This window comes from Paraburkholderia ribeironis, assembly GCF_900019265.1.
Taxonomy (GTDB): Bacteria; Pseudomonadota; Gammaproteobacteria; order Burkholderiales; family Burkholderiaceae; genus Paraburkholderia; species Paraburkholderia ribeironis.
The window spans coordinates 1-1,994 of the sequence record NZ_CYGX02000149.1 but is presented as its reverse complement, the minus strand read 5'-3'; the positions used below and the strand labels follow the sequence as shown (position 1 = coordinate 1,994).

Below are 1,994 nucleotides of genomic sequence, written 5' to 3'. Positions count from 1 at the left end.
TTATTCGATGCCTGCCATCGGCCGCAGGAATGTGCATACGTCCGGGCATGTCGGCAGGCATCGAATAAACCTAAACGGTTGTACCCATTCAGTTACGGCGCCACAAAGCTGCCGCTGCCGTAGGGAACGGCGGCTTTCGATGAAGGGAGCTGAATGCGTACAACCGGCCACAACGAGACGTTCGTCTGTTGTATCACTCGGACATTCAGACGGCGGTTTCGGTCAGCATACGGTCATTCGATTGCCGAATGTAAATGATGTTTGCCGGCGTAAAGGTGCACGGCCCCGGCCGCTCGACTTGTCGCACGCCTTTCCCGAAGGCGGGTGGATGCTGGTGCGGACACAAACGCCGACGGGCTCGAGTGATCGTATTGGCAGGGATGTGCCGGCCTCACTGCACGTACGCTCCGGTACGCGATCGCATCCGACCGGACTTGCCCGGGATAGGAGTGGGTCGGAGCGCTGCGGTCACGATGGTTAGCCGTGAAAGGGAAAGGGGCGGAACCGGATGTTGCGCCACGACGCAGCTCTTCAAATCAGGCGCGGTTCGTTCGTTTTGTCAGGACGAGGCAATCAAAGCAGGGTTTCCAGTCGGTGGCTCGCCGACGATGTCCGCGAACACGGCGAGGACGGGTTCCCGACGGTCAGACTCTTCGAGGGTCGCCGTATGTCACACATTGTCCGCTTCTGCTTGCATACACCGTTGGCACGCTGTCTGTTCATCGCGGCCCTGTGCATCTTCGGGCCGACGCACATGGTTCACGCCGACCCCTTCATGGAAGAGCCGGACACCGATGAGCGGGCGGTGACGGAGGCGCTCACGCCGGATGCACCGGGCGACGACGCCCTCCGAGGCTACGTGCTGTCGAAGCCGAAAACGGCGCGCCCCCCGAGGAAACCTTCTTTGCAGATGATGATCACGTTCAAAACCAGCTCGTCGCAACTGACTGATACTGCACAGGTGGCGCTCGACAAAGTGGCGCGTGAGCTGCAATCGGAGCAGCTCGCTAAGAGGCCAGTTCAAATACCCCTTCAGGGGGACGTTAACTTTTTCGGCGACCTGTAACCTTGGGCACCGGAACAATGGAAGCCCAAGGATGGAAGCGCCGGTCATTGACGACGACTTGTGCGTTTCGTGGGTTCGCCGACGAGTTGGCGGGGATCGGGATCTGATCGGAGACGAACATGAAACGGTTGATGGTGCTTCTTATACTGTTGGTGTTGTTGGCCGAACCGGCGATGGCAGTACAAGCTGGGTATCCCTGTCATTCTATATGGTGCGAGGACACGACTGCGGTGATTGCAATCCTTGTCGTGGCCGGTGTGGTTTACAAATTGGTGAATGACCGGGTATGGGAATGGCGCAACAAACGTCGCAACAAATGCCGCGACTAACCGGGATACGAACATGAAACGCTCATCCACCACACTAACCGTCAGCAACTGCGCGATCGCGGTATCAAGCCGGTGATCGCCAAGCGCCGCAGTCAACACGGTAGGTCAGAGACCGGGAGCATTGTCCAGGCACGCGAGCACCATACTGCTACTTTGCTGCCCGACGGCCGCGTGCTCGCAACGGCGGGAATCGCGCAACTCGACCGGTTCTCCGACGAGCTATACGATCCCGCCAGCGGCAGTTGGTCACAGACGGGAAGCCTGGGTCTGTCGCGTGACTCGCACACCGCCACGCTGCTGTCCGATGGCCGGGTGCTTGTTGCGGGGGGCCAGCTCAAGAACAATGCCCTGTCCTCGGCAGAACTCTTCCACTGACAGTTCATTTCGTGTAGCCGTCTCACCAAAGCCGATACTTGAATGGCGACTGGCCGCGGAGCCGCTGCGACCTCGGTGTAATCGCATGTCGGTTTGACCTTGGAACCGGCCGTTGAGTCGGCGCCAGTTCGACCGACTGTTGTGGGTCGGCTACGGAAGTTGGGCGCGGCGGTGTGGTTGGCAATCACCGGCGACCATTGAACTTCCGGGTGCGTTTAGGTTTA

3 protein-coding genes are annotated in these 1,994 nt (G+C 59.5%); all 3 read left to right on the top strand.

Annotated features, from left to right (window positions below; translation table 11 throughout):
- Nucleotides 1-667 precede the first annotated feature (667 nt).
- The 3 genes from BN2475_RS32570 to BN2475_RS36105 all read left to right on the top strand — a co-directional run bounded on the left by BN2475_RS32570 (nt 668) and on the right by BN2475_RS36105 (nt 1,770).
- Nucleotides 668-1,066, top strand: coding sequence for a hypothetical protein (locus tag BN2475_RS32570; protein WP_143326039.1), 399 nt, complete (start codon nt 668-670; stop codon nt 1,064-1,066).
- 119 nt (nt 1,067-1,185) lie between these two features.
- Nucleotides 1,186-1,395: a hypothetical protein gene (locus BN2475_RS32565; protein ID WP_094783451.1), complete on the top strand. Its 210-nt coding sequence runs from the start codon at nt 1,186-1,188 to the stop codon at nt 1,393-1,395.
- A gap of 153 nt (nt 1,396-1,548) precedes the next feature.
- Nucleotides 1,549-1,770: a hypothetical protein gene (locus tag BN2475_RS36105; RefSeq protein WP_245841745.1), complete on the top strand. Its 222-nt coding sequence runs from the start codon at nt 1,549-1,551 to the stop codon at nt 1,768-1,770.
- Nucleotides 1,771-1,994 lie beyond the last annotated feature (224 nt).

Bases quoted from the DNA above. Each gene is read 5' to 3' on its own strand.
- BN2475_RS32565 (WP_094783451.1), top strand. From the start codon at position 1,186: ATGAAACGGTTGATGGTGCTTCTTATACTGTTGGTGTTGTTGGCCGAA.
- BN2475_RS32570 (WP_143326039.1), top strand. From the start codon at position 668: ATGTCACACATTGTCCGCTTCTGCTTGCATACACCGTTGGCACGCTGT.